22 protein-coding genes and 1 riboswitch are annotated in these 14,986 nt (G+C 33.0%); of the genes, 6 read left to right on the forward strand and 16 right to left on the reverse strand.

Translation table 11 applies throughout. The features are described from left to right. Window positions 1–262: 262 nt before the first annotated feature. Window positions 263–2,656, forward strand: a complete 2,394-nt coding sequence (locus B2217_RS01350) for a TonB-dependent receptor (RefSeq protein ID WP_180905911.1) — start codon at window positions 263–265, stop codon at window positions 2,654–2,656. 340 nt (window positions 2,657–2,996) lie between these two features. On the opposite strand, the gene rplQ is transcribed toward B2217_RS01350, so the two are convergent. The 14 genes from rplQ to rpsH form a co-directional block, all read right to left on the reverse strand. After that, window positions 2,997–3,470: a 50S ribosomal protein L17 gene (gene rplQ, locus B2217_RS01355; RefSeq protein ID WP_038335555.1), complete on the reverse strand. Its 474-nt coding sequence runs from the start codon at window positions 3,468–3,470 to the stop codon at window positions 2,997–2,999. Window positions 3,471–3,482: 12 nt separating this feature from the next. Continuing rightward, window positions 3,483–4,475 (reverse strand): DNA-directed RNA polymerase subunit alpha, encoded by a 993-nt coding sequence (locus B2217_RS01360; protein ID WP_038335552.1) that lies wholly within the window; start codon window positions 4,473–4,475, stop codon window positions 3,483–3,485. Between the two features lie 22 nt (window positions 4,476–4,497). Continuing rightward, on the reverse strand, window positions 4,498–5,100 hold the full coding sequence (rpsD, locus tag B2217_RS01365) for a 30S ribosomal protein S4 (RefSeq protein WP_114999018.1): 603 nt from the start codon (window positions 5,098–5,100) through the stop codon (window positions 4,498–4,500). A gap of 47 nt (window positions 5,101–5,147) precedes the next feature. Continuing rightward, entirely contained in the window at window positions 5,148–5,537 is a 390-nt protein-coding gene (gene rpsK, locus B2217_RS01370) for a 30S ribosomal protein S11 (protein ID WP_019974178.1), read from the reverse strand. A gap of 11 nt (window positions 5,538–5,548) precedes the next feature. After that, the gene (gene rpsM, locus B2217_RS01375) at window positions 5,549–5,926 is read right to left on the reverse strand and encodes a 30S ribosomal protein S13 (protein WP_038335547.1); all 378 of its coding nucleotides are present in this window, start codon (window positions 5,924–5,926) and stop codon (window positions 5,549–5,551) included. Between the two features lie 12 nt (window positions 5,927–5,938). Continuing rightward, a complete protein-coding gene (gene ykgO, locus B2217_RS01380) occupies window positions 5,939–6,055 on the reverse strand; it encodes a type B 50S ribosomal protein L36 (protein ID WP_013598490.1) in 117 nt (38 codons plus the stop codon). Between the two features lie 75 nt (window positions 6,056–6,130). Further along, complete coding sequence (gene infA, locus B2217_RS01385; protein WP_019974180.1) at window positions 6,131–6,346, reverse strand: translation initiation factor IF-1; 216 nt, start codon at window positions 6,344–6,346, stop codon at window positions 6,131–6,133. Window positions 6,347–6,368: 22 nt separating this feature from the next. Further along, window positions 6,369–7,739 carry a preprotein translocase subunit SecY gene (gene secY, locus B2217_RS01390; RefSeq protein ID WP_038335544.1) on the reverse strand — a complete coding sequence of 457 codons (1,371 nt, stop codon included), beginning with the start codon at window positions 7,737–7,739 and terminating at the stop codon, window positions 6,369–6,371. A 15-nt stretch (window positions 7,740–7,754) separates the two neighbouring features. Continuing rightward, a complete protein-coding gene (gene rplO / locus B2217_RS01395; protein ID WP_291065848.1) occupies window positions 7,755–8,210 on the reverse strand; it encodes a 50S ribosomal protein L15 in 456 nt (151 codons plus the stop codon). 30 nt (window positions 8,211–8,240) lie between these two features. Then, window positions 8,241–8,420 (reverse strand): 50S ribosomal protein L30, encoded by a 180-nt coding sequence (rpmD, locus tag B2217_RS01400; protein WP_038335538.1) that lies wholly within the window; start codon window positions 8,418–8,420, stop codon window positions 8,241–8,243. Window positions 8,421–8,431: 11 nt separating this feature from the next. Further along, window positions 8,432–8,953: a 30S ribosomal protein S5 gene (gene rpsE, locus B2217_RS01405; protein WP_114999014.1), complete on the reverse strand. Its 522-nt coding sequence runs from the start codon at window positions 8,951–8,953 to the stop codon at window positions 8,432–8,434. Window positions 8,954–8,969: 16 nt separating this feature from the next. Then, window positions 8,970–9,323, reverse strand: a complete 354-nt coding sequence (gene rplR, locus B2217_RS01410; protein ID WP_114999013.1) for a 50S ribosomal protein L18 — start codon at window positions 9,321–9,323, stop codon at window positions 8,970–8,972. 13 nt (window positions 9,324–9,336) lie between these two features. Next, on the reverse strand, window positions 9,337–9,882 hold the full coding sequence (gene rplF / locus B2217_RS01415) for a 50S ribosomal protein L6 (protein ID WP_219034155.1): 546 nt from the start codon (window positions 9,880–9,882) through the stop codon (window positions 9,337–9,339). A 22-nt stretch (window positions 9,883–9,904) separates the two neighbouring features. Beyond that, the gene (gene rpsH / locus B2217_RS01420) at window positions 9,905–10,306 is read right to left on the reverse strand and encodes a 30S ribosomal protein S8 (RefSeq protein ID WP_019974187.1); all 402 of its coding nucleotides are present in this window, start codon (window positions 10,304–10,306) and stop codon (window positions 9,905–9,907) included. A gap of 287 nt (window positions 10,307–10,593) precedes the next feature. Continuing rightward, a riboswitch (TPP riboswitch) is annotated at window positions 10,594–10,686 on the forward strand. Window positions 10,687–10,768: 82 nt separating this feature from the next. Between rpsH and thiM the strand changes: the two genes are divergently transcribed. From thiM to B2217_RS01445, 5 genes are read left to right on the forward strand one after another with little or no spacing between them, the layout of a single operon-like run. Beyond that, entirely contained in the window at window positions 10,769–11,572 is an 804-nt protein-coding gene (gene thiM / locus B2217_RS01425) for a hydroxyethylthiazole kinase (protein ID WP_221853935.1), read from the forward strand. Further along, the gene (gene thiE / locus B2217_RS01430; RefSeq protein ID WP_038335526.1) at window positions 11,562–12,221 is read left to right on the forward strand and encodes a thiamine phosphate synthase; all 660 of its coding nucleotides are present in this window, start codon (window positions 11,562–11,564) and stop codon (window positions 12,219–12,221) included. The genes thiM and thiE overlap by 11 nt, the downstream gene beginning before the upstream one ends. Next, on the forward strand, window positions 12,196–13,032 hold the full coding sequence (gene thiD, locus B2217_RS01435) for a bifunctional hydroxymethylpyrimidine kinase/phosphomethylpyrimidine kinase (protein WP_038335524.1): 837 nt from the start codon (window positions 12,196–12,198) through the stop codon (window positions 13,030–13,032). The genes thiE and thiD overlap by 26 nt, the downstream gene beginning before the upstream one ends. After that, the gene (gene tenA / locus B2217_RS01440; protein WP_038335522.1) at window positions 13,016–13,678 is read left to right on the forward strand and encodes a thiaminase II; all 663 of its coding nucleotides are present in this window, start codon (window positions 13,016–13,018) and stop codon (window positions 13,676–13,678) included. Before thiD ends, tenA begins: the two co-directional genes overlap by 17 nt. Further along, window positions 13,663–14,298 (forward strand): HAD family hydrolase, encoded by a 636-nt coding sequence (locus B2217_RS01445; RefSeq protein WP_125349695.1) that lies wholly within the window; start codon window positions 13,663–13,665, stop codon window positions 14,296–14,298. Before tenA ends, B2217_RS01445 begins: the two co-directional genes overlap by 16 nt. A gap of 71 nt (window positions 14,299–14,369) precedes the next feature. Here B2217_RS01445 and rpsN read toward each other — a convergent pair whose 3' ends face one another. Both rpsN and rplE read right to left on the reverse strand, forming a co-directional pair. Continuing rightward, window positions 14,370–14,639: a 30S ribosomal protein S14 gene (gene rpsN / locus B2217_RS01450; RefSeq protein WP_019974193.1), complete on the reverse strand. Its 270-nt coding sequence runs from the start codon at window positions 14,637–14,639 to the stop codon at window positions 14,370–14,372. A gap of 6 nt (window positions 14,640–14,645) precedes the next feature. Further along, window positions 14,646–14,986 (reverse strand): 50S ribosomal protein L5 (gene rplE / locus B2217_RS01455; RefSeq protein ID WP_291122014.1); only part of this gene is annotated, 341 nt, incomplete at its 5' end.

Consider the following 14,986-nt stretch of genomic DNA (forward strand, 5'->3'; position numbering starts at 1 on the left):
TAGAAAATTAGATAAATGAAAAGAATCTTAGTTTAAGAAAATTTAGATTTTATTAACAATTTGACAAATAATCTGACTCATTTTATCAAAAAACAAATCATTCAAACAAAAAAATAAATTTTCAAATAAATTAAAAATACATATACGCTTGATTTTAAATTACTTATATGTTATTATTAATTAATCTAAATAAGTTTGAATAATTCTTTCAAAAGTTTACATTTGTCGAAATTATTTTTATCTAATCTAAATAAAATATAGAATGAAAATTAAATTAAAACTACTGTTACTTTTTCTGCTAACTTCTATTTGCACATTTGCGCAAAACTACGGAATCGTAGAAGGAAAAATTGTTTCATCTGATGGATATCCAGTTTCCGGAATTACAATCAAAATTGGGAAATCCACAAATACTACAATTACAGATGAAAATGGAGAATTTCGTTTCGAGAAATTTCCAGAGGGTCAACATTCTATAACTTTAGAAGGGGAAGGACTAAAAAAACAAACAAAATCTATTGAAGTTCACATAAATGAAGTAAGCGAAATTTCATTTACATTGAACGAAAACATTACTACACTTAGCGAAGTTGTCATTAAAATAGTTGAATCTCCGAATAAAAAACAAGAAAGTATTTTATCTGGTTTGAATGTAAAAGGAATTGATTTACCGCAAAGTTTCCAGATTATTGACAATCAAGTTATAGAACAACAACAATCAATAAAACTGAGTGATGTTGTGAAAAACGTCAATGGTGTTTATGTTGGTTCTGCGCGTGGAGCGGCTCAAGAATCATTTTGGTCACGAGGTTATGATATGTCGAGCAATAACATGTTCAAAAATGGATTCAGATTCAATAATGGGTCAATTCCAGAAGTTTCATCTTTAGAAAGAGTTGAAGTTTTGAAAGGTGGAGCGGCTTTACTTTATGGTAATGTTGCACCAGGTGGAATTTTGAATATGGTTACAAAAAAACCAAAGTTTAATTTTGGTGGAGAAATCAGTATGCAAGCGGGAAGTAATGCTTTTTACAAACCATCTTTAGATATTTATGGACCAATCAATAATAGTATTGCGTATCGTTTTACTGGATCTTACGAAAATTCTGAGAGTTTTAGAAATGATGTAAAAAGAGAACGTTTTTATGTTAACCCATCTTTTTTATTCAAAATTACAGATAAAACTGAACTTGTTTTGCAAGCAGATTATTTAAATGATGATTGGACGCCAGATTTTGGAACGGCAATTATTGGAAAAGAAATTGTTGATTTACCTAGAAGTATGTATTTAGGCGCAACTTGGTCTAATGGTAAAACGAAACAAGCCAGTACAAGTGCTTTGGTTAAGCATAATTTCAACAAAGATTGGCAGCTTAATTTCAATAGCTCTTTTCAACAATATGATAGAGAATCAAAAGGAACGGAACGTATTCAACCAGATGCAAAAGGAAATTGGTCAAGACCATTAGGTCAAAACAAAAACCAAGAACAATTGTACGGTGAGCAACTTAATTTACAAGGAAATTTCAATACAGGAAAAATAAAACATCAGTTATTAACAGGTGTTGATTTTGATTATTCTAGTAGTAAAGCTTTCACTTATGTATTTGATCAAAAGAATTATGGAAGTGGAAATATATTTGACTTTGAAAATTTTGATCAAGGAGGTGCAATTCCAATGGCAAAAAACACAAAAATAGCTTCAACTAAAACAGGACGTTTTGGAGTTTATTTTCAAGATTTAATTTCTTTGACTGATCAATTAAAAGTATTGGCTGGTTTGCGTTGGTCTTGGCAAGAAGCTCAAGTGACAACAAGAGATTTAACGAAAACTCCCGTTGATGTAAAAAAAGATGGAAAACGTGTTGATGAAGCATTTTCGCCAAAAGTTGGTATCGTTTTTCAACCAATCAAAGATATGGCGATTTTTGCTAGTTACTCAAATTCATTCACACCAAACTCTGGTACAACAGTAGATTTAAAAGCAATCAAACCATCAATTATCGATCAATATGAAGTTGGTATCAAAAATGATTTCTTTAGAGGATTGTTATCTACAAATGTTACTTTGTATCAAATCAAAAATAATAATTTAGCTCAAACAGCAGAATTTAAAGCTGATGGAACGCCAAACACAGATTCAACAATAAAAGTGCTTAGTGGCGCTACAAAAAGTAAAGGAATCGAAGTTGATGTAACTGCACATCCAATTATTGGATTGAATATTATGGCCGGATATAGCTACAATGATATGCGCTATACAAAAACATCTGGTTTGAAAGGTAGTTTTGTAGAAGGTGATCGATTAACAAGAACTCCTGCAAATACTGCAAACTTAAGTTTTCATTACACATTGCAAAATGGAGCATTGAAAGGCTTTTCTATCGGTGCGCTCGCAAACTATATTGGTAAACGTATTGGAGGTTGGAATAACCAAATTGATCCTTCTCAACCAAATGGAATTTTGGATAGAGAAATTCCATTATCAGCTTACACAACGATTGATGTATCGGCTGGCTACAAATGGAAAAACTTTTCATTATTATGTAGATTATCTAATATTACAAATGAGTTGAATTACAATGTTCACGAAAATTATAGTGTAAACCCAATTGCTCCAAGACAATTGATGACTACATTAAGATATAAGTTTTAATCAACTTAAAACGGACAAATATCAAAGCCACTCTTCAGAGTGGCTTTTTTTTTATAGATCCTCGACAAGCCCGGAAAGACAAACTGAAAACAAAACACCCATCATCCTCTCAAGAAAATGATATTCTGAAACGAGTTTAGAGTGACAAGAGAAACTCTAATTTATCAATACATAAAAATATTATTCAAAATAAATCAACTAATAATGTAGAAAGTAGCTTGAGTGAATAATAAACGTATTTTCAAGCTAAATGAGCTATTCAAAATAAATAATCTTGTAAGATAAAATCCACAAAAAAGCCTCCCAATTTGGGAGGCTTTTTACTATATAATCGAATAGATTATGCTTCTTCTGTACTTTCAGTTTCAGCAGCTGGTGCAGCTTCTTCTGTTTTAGTACTTTTTTTACTACGACGTGTAGTTGCTTTTTTCTCTACTTTCGCGTTAGTGTAGATATCATTGAAATCTACTAACTCGATCATTGCAGTATCAGCACCGTCACCTAAACGGAATCCAGTTTTGATGATACGAGTGTATCCTCCTGGGCGATTTGCAATTTTAGGAGCTACAGTTCTGAATAATTCAGTTACAGCTTCTTTATCTTGTAAGTATGAAAATACAACGCGACGGTTGTTAGTATCGTCTGTTTTAGACTTTGTCAATAAAGGCTCAACATATGTTTGTAATGCTTTAGCCTTTGCTACTGTTGTGTTAATTCTCTTGTGAGTAATCAACGCTATAGCTAAATTAGATAATAAAGCTCTTCTATGAGAGGCAGTTCTACCTAAATGGTTAAATTTTTTTCCGTGTCTCATTTTTTAATAAAATTATTCTACGTCTAACTTATATTTTACGATGTCCATTCCAAAGTTAAGACCTTTGCTGTCCACCAATTCTTCTAACTCTGTAAGAGATTTCTTACCAAAGTTTCTGAATTTCATTAAGTCAGACTTAGCGAAAGAAACTAATTCGCCTAATGTTTCAACTTCAGCTGCTTTTAAACAATTTAATGCTCTTACTGATAAATCCATATCTACCAATTTTGTTTTCAATAATTGGCGCATATGTAATGCTTCTTCATCATAAGTTTCACCAGATGCAACTTCTTCCGCTTCTAATGTAATTCTCTCATCTGAGAATAACATAAAGTGGTGAATTAAGATTTTAGCTGCTTCAGTTAAAGCATCTTGAGGTGTTATAGAACCATCTGTTGTAATTTCAAAAACTAATTTTTCGTAGTCAGTTTTTTGTTCTACACGATAGTTTTCAATTGCGTATTTTACATTCTTAATTGGAGTGTAAATTGAGTCAATTGCTATAGTACCGATTGGCGCAGAAGCCTTTTTATTCTCATCAGCTGGTACGTATCCTCTACCTTTTTCGATTGTAAATGTAATTGTTACGTTTACTTTAGCGTCTAAGTTAGCGATAACTAATTCAGGGTTTAAAACTTGGAATCCAGAAATAAATTTCCCTAAATCACCTGCTGTTAATTGATCTTGCCCTGAGATAGTAGCAGTTACAGTTTCAGCATCTGATTCATCAATTTGTTTCTTAAAACGAACCTTTTTCAGATTTAAAATGATCTCTGTAACATCTTCCACTACTCCTGGAATAGTTGAAAATTCGTGCTCAACTCCTTCAATTTTGATTGAAGTGATCGCATATCCTTCTAATGAAGAAAGTAACACTCTACGTAGAGCATTTCCAACTGTAATCCCGTATCCTGGCTCTAATGGACGGAACTCGAATTGTCCGAATTTAGAGTCAGACTCTACTAAGATTACTTTGTCAGGTTTGATGAAATTTAAAATAGTCATTTTATTAGTCTGATTTTAAGGTTTATTTAGAATATAACTCGACGATTAATTGCTCTTTAATATCTTCTGGAATTTGAACTCTTTCTGGAGCTTTTGTGAAAGTTCCTGATTTTTGTTCGTCGTTCCAAATTAACCAATCGTACTCGCTACGTGCGTGTAAAGAGTTTGTGATTGCAGTTAAAGATTTAGATTTTTCTCTAACAGCGATTACATCACCAGCTTTTAATTGGTAAGAAGGGATGTTCACGATTTCTCCGTTTACAGTTACGTGTTTGTGAGATACTAATTGACGTGCAGCACTACGTGAGTTTGCGATACCTAAACGGTAAACTACGTTATCTAAACGAGATTCACATAATTGTAATAATACTTCACCTGTAATTCCTTTAGAAGCATTTGCTTTTTTGTATAAGTTAGCAAATTGACGCTCTAAAATACCGTAAGTATATTTTGCTTTTTGTTTTTCAGTTAACTGAATAGCGTATTCTGATTTTTTAGCTCTTCTTTTGTTAGGTCCGTGTTGCCCTGGAGGATATTTCTTTTTCTCAAAAGATTTATCGTCACCGAAAATTGGTTGTCCAAATTTTCTTGCAATTTTAGTTTTTGGTCCTGTATATCTTGCCATGATTTGTTACTATTAAATATATTAAATAATTAAATTGAGAAAAATGATTATACTCTTCTCTTTTTAGGTGGACGACATCCATTGTGTGGTAATGGAGTAACATCAACGATTTCAGAAACCTCGATACCACCGTTATGAATTGTTCTAATAGCAGATTCACGACCTTGACCTGGTCCTTTCACGAATACTTTTACTCTTCTTAATCCTGCTTCGTATGCAACTGTTGTTGCATCTTGAGCAGCTACTTGAGCAGCGTAAGGAGTGTTCTTTTTAGATCCACGGAATCCCATTTTACCTGCTGAAGACCAAGAGATAACTTCACCGTTTTTGTTTGTTAAAGTAACGATAACGTTGTTAAACGATGCTTGAATATGAGCTTGTCCAGTAGCTTCAATAACTACTTTTCTTTTCTTTACTACTTTCTGATTTTTTGCCATGATCCTATTTATTATTTAGTGGCTTTTTTCTTGTTAGCAACTGTTTTCTTTTTACCTTTTCTTGTACGTGAGTTATTTTTTGTTCTTTGACCACGTAATGGTAAACCTAATCTGTGACGAATACCTCTTTGACATCCGATATCCATTAAACGTTTAATGTTTAATTGGATTTCTGATCTTAATTCACCTTCTACTTTGAAAGTTTCATTGATCGATGCACGGATTGCGTTGATTTCTTCATCAGTCCATTCGCTAACTTTTGTATCTTCTGAAATATTATTTTCAGCTAAGATTTTAGAAGCACTGCTTCTTCCGATCCCGTAAATGTATGTAAGTCCGATTACCCCTCTTTTGTTTTTAGGTAAATCTACACCTGAAATTCTTGCCATAATTCTAAATAATTAACCTTGTCTTTGTTTAAACTTAGGATTCTTTTTGTTGATCACATACAAACGTCCTTTACGACGCACAATTTTACAGTCAGCACTTCTCTTTTTAATGGATGCTCTAATTTTCATCTTTGTAAATTTATTTATAATCCGATAGAGTTAACGTATCTACATTAACTCTATCACCAGTCGTTATTATTTCTTTTAGTATCTGTAAGATATTCTACCTTTCGTTAAATCGTAAGGAGACATCTCTATTTTAACTCTATCACCTGGTAATAATTTGATATAGTGCATACGCATTTTACCAGATATGTTACATGTTACAACATGTCCATTTTCTAATTCGACACGGAACATTGCATTTGATAATGCTTCTGTAATCGTACCGTCTTGTTCAATATGTTTTTGTTTAGCCATAAATCTTTTTAATAAAATCTTATTAGATATCTCTTGAAGTTCTACCTGAAGACATTAAACCATCGTAACGGTGATTTAATAAATATGTATTAATTTGTTGTACAGTATCTAAGATAACTCCCACCATAATTAACATTGATGTACCTCCAAAGAACATTGCTAAGCTCTGTTCTACACCTAATAATTTTACAATCGCTGGCAAAACAGCAAGCAAAGTTAGTAAAATTGCTCCAGGTAACGTAATTTTTGATAAAATTTCGTCTAAAAAATTTGCAGTTTCTTTTCCAGGACGGATTCCAGGGATGATTCCTCCGTTACGTTTAAGATCTTCTGCCATTTGGTTTACTGGGATTGTGATTGCAGTATAGAAATATGTGAAGATAATAATTAGTAATCCGAAGATCAAATTGTATTCCCACGTAAATGGATCTGCCATTTTCGCGAAGAATGCTTTTACTGGACTTCCTTCGTCTAAGAAATAGTTTGCCAATGTTCCTGGTAAAAACATAATTGCTTGTGCGAAGATAATAGGCATTACACCTGCTGCATTTACTTTAAGTGGAATATATGAACGTACAGAGTCTGTAACTGATCTCATATATGAACTACTTGAAGTTTGCGCTCTTCTTACATATTGTACTGGTACTTTACGCACCGCTGCAACAATCATAATACACATTGCAATAACTAGGATTAACCCTAACATTTCTATCAAGAAGAAAATACCGTTTGAAGGGTCAACTTCAAATGCATTAAATATTGCTTTTGGTAAGTCGGCTAGGATACCAACCATAATTAAGATTGAAATACCGTTACCTATACCTTTGTCAGTAATTTTTTCTCCCATCCACATGGCAAAGATTGTCCCTGTAATCAAAATGATTGTTGAAGGGAACCAGAACCAAAAGTTGGTTGGAGGAATTACATAGATAGCATATGATGAAGTTGGATCGTAAGGTAAAATTTGAGAAGTTACTAATGTAAGGTATGCTGGTGCTTGCACCAAACAAATCCCGATTGTTAACCATCTCGTAATTTGGTTTACTTTGTTACGTCCGCTTTCTCCTTCTTTTTGTAGTTTTTGGATGTAAGGTACTGCTAATCCCATCAATTGTATAACAATCGAAGCAGAGATATAAGGCATAATTCCTAACGCAAATACGGAAGCTCTCTTAAAAGAACCTCCGGTAAAAGAGTTTAATAATCCTAAAATTCCTGAATTTGCATTTTCTTGGTCTGCAACAAAACGATTAACCTCGTTAATATCGACACCTGGAAGTGGAATATGAGAACCGAATCTATAAACCAACAATAGAAGGATAGTTACAAGTAACTTATCCTTCAATTCTTTTATGCTCCAGATATTTTTTATGGTCTGTATAAACCCTTTCATCTATAAAATATATTCTTAAGCGTTAACTAATTCTACTTTACCTCCTGCATTCACAATAGCTTCTTGAGCTGATTGAGAGAATTTATCAGCAGTAACATTAACAGTTGCTTTTAACTCTCCACGACCTAAAATTTTCACTAAGTCATTTTTGTGAGCTAATCCTAACTGAACTAATGTTTCTTTATTTAAAGTATCTGTAATTTTGTTGTTATCAACTAATTGTTGAATTGTATCTAAATTGATTCCTGTGTACTCAACTCTGTTGATGTTTTTGAAACCAAATTTAGGTAAACGTCTTTGTAAAGGCATTTGTCCACCTTCGAAACCGATTTTTCTTGAATAACCAGAACGAGATTTAGCACCTTTGTGTCCACGACCTGCTGTCAAACCGTTTCCACTACCTTCACCTCTACCTTTACGGAATTTATTTTGTACTGAACCAGCAGCTGGTTTTAAATTACTTAAATTCATTTTTAATAATTTTTAAAAGGTTAAAAGCGATTAAGCTCTTTCTACTACTACTAAGTGTGAGATTTTACGGATCATTCCTTCAATTTGAGGAGTTGATTCGTGCTCAACAACTTGATTCAACTTTTTTAAACCTAAAGCAACTAATGTAGCTTTTTGAGATTTATCACGGTTGATTGCACTACGTGTTTGTTTTACTCTTACTTTGCTCATTTTACTTTTTTTTAACCGTTGAATACTTTAGTTACAGAAATACCTCTTTGACGAGCAATAGTCTCTACAGAACGTAAGCTTAATAAAGCGCGGAATGTAGCTTTTACTGCGTTATGAGGGTTAGAAGAACCTTTTGATTTTGATAATACATCATGTACACCAACTGATTCTAATACCGCACGTACTGTACCACCTGCAATTACCCCTGTACCTTTAGATGCTGGACGGATGAATACTTGCGCACCACCGAAACGAGCTTCTTGTTCGTGAGGAATTGTGTTGTTAAATAACGGGATACGTACTAAGTTTTTCTTAGCGTCTTCGATAGCTTTAGCGATTGCAGAAGCTACGTCTTTAGATTTCCCTAATCCGTAACCTACTACTCCGTTTCCGTCACCTACTACTACGATTGCAGAGAAACCAAATGCTCTACCTCCTTTTGTTACTTTAGTAACACGTTGTACTCCAACTAAACGATCTTTTAAATCTAAACCTGTTGGTTTTACTCTTTCTACGTTTTTAAATCCTAACATAATTTCTTTCTCTTTTTTAGAATTTTAATCCACCTTCTCTAGCACCATCTGCTAAAGCTTTGATTCTACCATGATATACGAAACCGTTACGATCAAAAACTACAGTTTCAATTCCTTTTGCAATAGCTTTAGCAGCTAATGCTTTACCAACTGATACAGAAACTTCAGATTTTGTACCTTCTACAGCAACACCTTTTTCACGAGATGATGCAGAAGCTAAAGTTACTCCATTGTTATCGTCAATAATTTGAGCGTAAATTTCTTTGTTAGAACGGTAAACTGATAAACGAGGTTTAGTTTCTGTTCCAAAAATATTTCGACGCACGCGTCTTTTTATTTTTTGTCTTTTTTCTACTTTAGATAATGCCATTTTTCAATGATTTTTATGCAGATTTACCTGCTTTTCTTCTAATAATTTCTCCTACGAATTTAATTCCTTTTCCTTTGTAAGGCTCTGGCTTACGGTAAGAACGAATTTTCGCTACAATCATTCCTAATAATTGATTATCATGAGATGATAATGTAATAATAGGATTTTTACCTTTTTCTGTTAAAGTTTCAACTTTAATTTCAACAGGTAATTCAATAACGATATTGTGAGAGAAACCTAATGACAAATCTAATTTTTGTCCGTTGTTAGATGCTCTATAACCAACACCAACTAATTCTAATTGTTTTTTAAAACCTTCTGTTACACCAGTAATCATGTTATTGATTAATGAACGGTATAAACCATGTAAAGCTTTGTTATCTTTAGAATCGTTTGGACGAACTACAGTTAAAACTCCGTCTTCGATTGTTAAATCAAATCCTTCTTTTAACTCTCTTGTCATTGTAATGTTGTTACCTTTTACAGTAACTACGTTATCTTTAAATTCAACAGTTGCTGCTGCAGGGATGTTGATATGTGCGTGTCCTATTCTTGACATAATTTCTTAATTTTTTAAAAGATTAATAAACAAAACATAAAACTTCACCACCTACATTCTCTTGACGAGCTTGTTTATCTGTCATCACACCTTTAGAAGTTGAGATGATAGCAACACCTAAACCGTTTAATACACGAGGTAATTCTTTAGATCCTGCGTATTGACGTAAACCTGGAGTTGAAGCTCTTTTGATTTTACGGATAGCTGGCTCTTTAGTAACTTTGTCGTACTTTAAAGCGATTTTAATTGTTCCTTGAGGTTGATCTTGTCCTTCGAATTTGTAGTTCAAGATGTAACCTTGTTCAAATAAGATCTTAGTGATCTCTTTTTTAATTTTAGATGCAGGAATTTCCACTACTTTGTGTCCTGCCATCATTGCATTTCTAACGCGAGTTAGAAAATCTGAAATTGGATCTGTATACATAAATAATTCTATAGTATAGCGCGTAAGCACTACTTTTAAAATTAAACTTTTACCAAAATGCACTATGCATTTGGGTTGCAAATATATTGCATATTTTTTAATTACAAACTATTAATCTAAATAATTTATTTTTAATCGTTTTATAACTAGGGATTAAGACAAAACATGAAACTCAATCTTTATATTTATTTATCTTTTTAATCGATCTCAACAATTAATTCTTGATGTAATCTTCTATTTTTATTCTTAAAAAATAGCTGAAAGTCAAAACAATTTATATAAATTTGATTTGGCTTTAGGGGTATTCTGAAAAGAATTGAGAGAGTCCCTTTGAACCTGATACGGTTAACACCGACGTAGGGAAAAGCAATATCTATGCAATTATTTAATATTTGCAACGCTTTATTTTCAAAGAAAATCCTCTTTAGCCATTAATTGTTTCATCTAAAAAATTATCAATTAATGGAAAATCTAATTATTCAAAATTTACATGCTGTCCGGACAAAAAATCCGCTTGTTCACAACATCACCAATTTTGTGGTGATGAACAATACTGCAAATGCTCTTTTGGCAATTGGAGCATCGCCTGTTATGATACATGCACACAAAGAAGTGGAAAATATCGTCAAAATCTCAAATGCATTAGTCATCAATATCGGAACTCTTGATGATTATTGGGCAGAAAGCATGCTAATTGCAGCAAAAAAAGCAGATCAACTGAATAAACCTTGGGTATTAGACCCTGTTGGAGCTGGAATTTCAACTTTCAGAAATGAACTTATAAAAGAACTGCTTCGCTATCATCCTACTGTCATAAGAGGAAATGCTTCAGAAATTTTAGCTTTAGATACCTTCGAAGCTGTTCAGGGAAAAGGAGTCGACAGTACACATCAAAGTAATCAAGCGATAAAAGCAGCACACAATTTAAACCAGAAAATTGGATCTGTTGTTTGCATTTCAGGTGCTTCAGATTTTATTGTATCCAACAATCCGATAATTGAAATTAAAAATGGTCATGAATTGATGACTAAAGTTACTGGTTTAGGTTGTTCAGCAACAGCTAGCATCGGTGCTTTTATTGGCCTTAATAAAAATCCTTTCCTCGAAACGGTTAGCGGCATGGCCATATTTAGTTTAGCAGGTGAATTGGCACAGAAAAAAAGTAATGGCCCAGGAACCTTACAAATGAATTTGTATGACACGTTATACCATATATCTGCAGAAGAAATTCAAACAAATTTGAAAATCTCAGTTTATGAAGATTAATCCAACTTTTCCTTATCCTTTGTATTTAGTCATTTCTGAAAAAGATTGTACGCATCTTCATTGGTTAGATGTTGCAGAGCAAGCAATTATAGGTGGGGTTGATATCATTCAGCTTCGGGAAAAAAATTGCACTGTCAGCGAGTATATTTCAAAAGCTACAATATTAAAAAAAATTACGGACCACTACAATATCCCTTTGATTATTAACGATTCATTAGAAGTCGCAACCGCTGTTAATCCTTGGGGAATACATGTCGGGCAGTCAGATATATTACCTTCTGAAATTCACAAAAATGCACAAGCTCTAAAAAATATTGGTTGGTCTTTAGAAATTATCAAACAGTTGAATGATGATGAAATGAAATATGTACATCATTTAGGGGTAAGTCCAATATTTTCGACTCCAACAAAAACCAATACGATTACTGAATGGGGTTTTGAAGGATTAAAATTTTTGAAAACTAAAACATCAAAACCATTGATTGCAATTGGCGGAATTAATGAAAGTAATATTGCTAAAATCATACAAGCCGGTGCAGATAGTGTTGCAATTGTTTCTGCAATTTGCGGAAGCAAAAATCCAAAAAAATCTGCCCAAATTTTAAAACAAATTATTAACGAAAATGAATACCATCCAAAAAGCATATAGTGTCTTAACAATTGCCGGATTTGACGGAAGCGGTGGCGCTGGCATACAAGCTGATACCAAAACAATTTCCGCTCATGGCTGTTATGCAACAAATGTATTGACAGCCTTGCCTGTTCAAAATACACAAGGCGTACAAAATATTTACGAAATTCCTGCACAAGCAATTCGTGAACAAATTCAATCCATATTAGAGGATATTTATCCTGATGCAATAAAAATTGGAATGGTTCATAGTGTTGAATTGGTTCATATCATTTCAGAGGAATTAAAAAATTACAATAGACCGATTGTTTATGACCCTGTCATGGTTGCGACAAGTGGACATCGGTTAATCAAAGAAGAAACACTTGAAGCTTGCATAGAAAAGCTTTTTCCTTTGGCCACGCTTATCACGCCAAATCTTGATGAAGCAAGTATTTTGGTAAATCATAAAATTGATTCTGCTGAATTGATGCTTTCTTATGGAGAAACGATTTTAAATTTAGGTTGTCAGAATCTTTTATTAAAAGGCGGACATCTTCAGCAAGAAAAAATTATCAGTTATTTATTTCAAAAAGAACAACCTGTACAAAGTTATACCTCTCAAAAAATAGAGACAAAAAATACGCATGGTTCAGGCTGCACACTATCTTCTGCAATTGCGTGTAATTTAGCTTTGGGGGTTTCACTCACACAAAGTGTACAACTAGCACAAGAATATGTTGAACAAGCAATATTAGGAAGTAAAGACCTAACAATTGGAAAAGGAAATGGACCTCTTAATCATTTATTTAATCCACAAAAATTAAAAACCTATGACATTCACAACTAAAGCTTGGGAAACCATCGCGCCTATTTACAATGATATTCTAAATATGCCTTTTATAATTGAATTGCAAAATGGGTCATTACCAATAGAGAAATTTCAGTTTTACATGTTACAAGATGCAAAATATTTGGAACATTTTGGGCGAGTATTAGCTGCCATTGGATCAAAATCTGAAGACAATCAACAAGCCATTGACTTTTTCGAATTCGGAAAAAATGCATTAATTGTTGAACGTGCTTTACACGAATCCTATTTTGAGGATTTTGGATTATCGCAAAACATCATCATCGAAACACAACCTGTTTGTCACCATTATTCACATTTCTTAAAAAGTACAGCTGCATTCGAACCTATTGAAATTGCATTAGCTGCTGTTTTGCCTTGCTTTTGGATTTATAAAGAAGTTGGTGATGAAATCATCAAAAATCAAACAAAAGAAAATAATCCATATCAAAAATGGATTGAGACCTATAGTGGAGATGAATTTGGTGAAGGTGTAAAAAAAGCGAAAAGTTATGTTGATAAGATTGCAGAAGGAGCAACTGAAAAAATAAAAGAACAAATGCTAGAAGCTTTTGTCAAAGCAAGCGAATTAGAATTTCAGTTTTGGAATGCATCTTATGAAAATATCACATGGGAAAGAAAATAAATGCCATCTTTTTTGATTTTGATGGGGTAATCGTAAATAGTCAACAATTATGGGAGCTGATGTTTGATGAAGTCATTAAAATATATCGGTTGGATACGATATGTTTGGTAGAAAATGACGGAATGAATTTCACAACAAATGAAGCAATCCAATTGATGTTAGAAAATCAGCAACGCTTTACAAATCATTTGTACGAGGAAATAATCGATTGGACAGAAAAATTTTATGTCGAAAACTTTCATCAGTTTGTACAATTAAATGACCACGTTGCTGAGATGTTGGAACATTTAAAAGCCAATCAAATTCAAATTGTTCTTGTTTCCAATTCCTCTAGAAGACAAATTAAGTATGCTTTTCAACAATTAAAACTTCATTCCTATTTTGATCACACTATTTCAGCAGATGATGTTTCAAAAGGCAAACCAAATGCAGAACCTTATTTAAAAGCTTTATCATTATGCGAAAAGCAAAAGGAAGAAGTTTTAGTTATCGAAGATTCACTCACCGGAATTAATTCAGCAAAAGATGCTGGTTTAAATTATAAAATTTACAACAATTCAGATTTTTGTCTTCAGCCAAATTACATAGCTGATTTTAGGGAATTGATCAAAGAAATATAAACCTTACAAAAACAAAAAAATCCTTACTCAATAAAGAGTAAGGATTTAATATTTCTAAAGCTATTGGTAAATTACCAAGACGCTTTTTTAACACCTGGGATTAACCCTTCGTTCGCCATTTCGCGGAAAGTTACACGAGAGATCCCGAAAGTTCTCATGTATCCTCTTGGACGACCTGTTAATTTACAACGGTTGTGTAAACGTACAGGAGAAGCGTTTTTAGGTAATTTTTGTAATGCTTCGTAGTCACCAGCTTCTAATAAAGCTTGACGTTTCGCAGCATATTTAGCAACTAATGCTTCTCTTTTGCGCTCACGCGCTTTCATTGATTCTTTAGCCATGACTTCTTATTTTTCTTTAGTAAATGGTAATCCGAATTTAGATAATAAAGCTTTTGCTTCTTTATCTGTGTTCGCTGAAGTTACAAAGGTAATATCTAAACCTTGAATTTTCTTGATTTTATCAATATTAATTTCTGGGAAGATAATTTGCTCTTTGATACCTAAGTTATAGTTACCTCTACCGTCGAAACCTGTAGAAGAAATACCGCTAAAGTCACGTACACGTGGTAAAGCTGCAGATACTAAACGATCTAAGAATTCGTACATTTTCTCACCACGTAAAGTTACTTTAGCACCAATTGGCATTCCTTTACGTAATTTGAAAGCTGCTTCATCTTTCTTAGAAA

Source organism: Empedobacter sp. UBA7620 (genome assembly GCF_002484185.1).
Classification (GTDB): Bacteria; Bacteroidota; Bacteroidia; order Flavobacteriales; family Weeksellaceae; genus Empedobacter; species Empedobacter falsenii_C.

Excerpts from the sequence above, each read along its gene's own strand:
- B2217_RS01350 (WP_180905911.1), top strand. The coding sequence starts at position 263 with ATGAAAATTAAATTAAAACTACTGTTACTTTTTCTGCTAACTTCTATT.
- rplQ (WP_038335555.1), bottom strand. The coding sequence starts at position 3,470 with ATGAGACACGGAAAAAAATTTAACCATTTAGGTAGAACTGCCTCTCAT.
- B2217_RS01360 (WP_038335552.1), bottom strand. The coding sequence starts at position 4,475 with ATGACTATTTTAAATTTCATCAAACCTGACAAAGTAATCTTAGTAGAG.
- rpsD (WP_114999018.1), bottom strand. The coding sequence starts at position 5,100 with ATGGCAAGATATACAGGACCAAAAACTAAAATTGCAAGAAAATTTGGA.
- rpsK (WP_019974178.1), bottom strand. The coding sequence starts at position 5,537 with ATGGCAAAAAATCAGAAAGTAGTAAAGAAAAGAAAAGTAGTTATTGAA.
- rpsM (WP_038335547.1), bottom strand. The coding sequence starts at position 5,926 with ATGGCAAGAATTTCAGGTGTAGATTTACCTAAAAACAAAAGAGGGGTA.
- ykgO (WP_013598490.1), bottom strand. The coding sequence starts at position 6,055 with ATGAAAATTAGAGCATCCATTAAAAAGAGAAGTGCTGACTGTAAAATT.
- infA (WP_019974180.1), bottom strand. The coding sequence starts at position 6,346 with ATGGCTAAACAAAAACATATTGAACAAGACGGTACGATTACAGAAGCA.
- secY (WP_038335544.1), bottom strand. The coding sequence starts at position 7,739 with ATGAAAGGGTTTATACAGACCATAAAAAATATCTGGAGCATAAAAGAA.
- rplO (WP_291065848.1), bottom strand. The coding sequence starts at position 8,210 with ATGAATTTAAGTAATTTAAAACCAGCTGCTGGTTCAGTACAAAATAAA.
- rpmD (WP_038335538.1), bottom strand. The coding sequence starts at position 8,420 with ATGAGCAAAGTAAGAGTAAAACAAACACGTAGTGCAATCAACCGTGAT.
- rpsE (WP_114999014.1), bottom strand. The coding sequence starts at position 8,953 with ATGTTAGGATTTAAAAACGTAGAAAGAGTAAAACCAACAGGTTTAGAT.
- rplR (WP_114999013.1), bottom strand. The coding sequence starts at position 9,323 with ATGGCATTATCTAAAGTAGAAAAAAGACAAAAAATAAAAAGACGCGTG.
- rplF (WP_219034155.1), bottom strand. The coding sequence starts at position 9,882 with ATGTCAAGAATAGGACACGCACATATCAACATCCCTGCAGCAGCAACT.
- rpsH (WP_019974187.1), bottom strand. The coding sequence starts at position 10,306 with ATGTATACAGATCCAATTTCAGATTTTCTAACTCGCGTTAGAAATGCA.
- thiM (WP_221853935.1), top strand. The coding sequence starts at position 10,769 with ATGGAAAATCTAATTATTCAAAATTTACATGCTGTCCGGACAAAAAAT.
- thiE (WP_038335526.1), top strand. The coding sequence starts at position 11,562 with ATGAAGATTAATCCAACTTTTCCTTATCCTTTGTATTTAGTCATTTCT.
- thiD (WP_038335524.1), top strand. The coding sequence starts at position 12,196 with ATGAATACCATCCAAAAAGCATATAGTGTCTTAACAATTGCCGGATTT.
- tenA (WP_038335522.1), top strand. The coding sequence starts at position 13,016 with ATGACATTCACAACTAAAGCTTGGGAAACCATCGCGCCTATTTACAAT.
- B2217_RS01445 (WP_125349695.1), top strand. The coding sequence starts at position 13,663 with ATGGGAAAGAAAATAAATGCCATCTTTTTTGATTTTGATGGGGTAATC.
- rpsN (WP_019974193.1), bottom strand. The coding sequence starts at position 14,639 with ATGGCTAAAGAATCAATGAAAGCGCGTGAGCGCAAAAGAGAAGCATTA.